This is a genomic window from Candidatus Magnetobacterium casense (genome assembly GCF_019173545.1).
Lineage (GTDB): Bacteria > Nitrospirota > Thermodesulfovibrionia > Thermodesulfovibrionales > Magnetobacteriaceae > Magnetobacterium > Magnetobacterium cryptolimnobacter.
On the sequence record NZ_JABXWD010000791.1, the window covers coordinates 1 to 1,041 of the forward strand.

A 1,041-nucleotide genomic window follows, 5' to 3' on the forward strand; every position below is an offset into this window, starting at 1 on the left:
CAACGAGTGAGCCTTCGTCATAGACGATCTCCATCGCTCGTCCGCCTAACACATAGGAGGGACGCACAATTATGGGATAGCCAATCCTTGCCGCAGAGACTCTGGCTTCCTCTACGGTCATGGCCGTGCCGCTGCGGGGCTGCCTCAGACCTAACTTGTGGATAAGCTCGCTGAAACGCCTCCTGTCCTCGGCCCTGTCAATGGCATCGGGGGAGGTGCCAAGTATCCGCACGCCCTCGCGCTCAAGCGGGACGGCCAACTTCAGCGGCGTCTGTCCGCCAAACTGGACGATTACACCCTCCGGACGCTCAAGCTCTATGATGGCCAGCACGTCTTCAATCGTCAATGGCTCAAAGTACAGACGGTCGGAGGTGTCGTAGTCGGTGCTGACCGTTTCCGGGTTGCAGTTGACCATGATGGTTTCATACCCCAACTCCCTGAGGGCGTAGACGGCATGGACACAACAGTAGTCGAACTCTATGCCCTGACCAATCCTGTTTGGCCCCGAGCCAAGGATCACGACCTTCCTGCGTTGCGTGGGATTGGCCTCACACTGGGCCAATGGCTGCGTCTGACCGTCATCCGTGAGTCGGTAAAACGGTCGCTCATACGTCGAGTACAGATACGGCGTGACCGCCCTGAACTCAGCCGCACAGGTGTCAACCATCTTGTAGACGGGTGTGATTGCATGTAGCCTGCGGTAATCCCTGACCATCTTTTCAGTTGTAGTTTCGCCAAAGAGAAAGGCAAGTCTCTTGTCGGAAAAGCCATACTCCTTGGCCCTCCTCACAAGCGTTCGACCTGCATCTTCATCCTTGAATTTCAACTTGGTTTTGGTGTAGTCAGGTAGTATTTCAATGTATCTAAGCTCTTCCAGCTCCATCTTTACGATGTCAAGGATGTTGTTTAAGAACCACGGGTCTATATTCGTTATCTCATAGAGTTGTTCAACCGTCATTCCCTGACGGAGGGCATCGGCCACATACCAGAGCCTTTCGCTGTTGGGCGTCTTTAGTTTGAGTGAGGAGTAGAGCGGATGCA

1 pseudogene is annotated in these 1,041 nt (G+C 54.2%); it reads right to left on the reverse strand.

Going from position 1 to position 1,041, the window contains the following annotated elements:
* A pseudogene (gene carB / locus HWQ67_RS19555) lies at nt 1-1,041 on the reverse strand (carbamoyl-phosphate synthase large subunit); the annotation flags it as partial.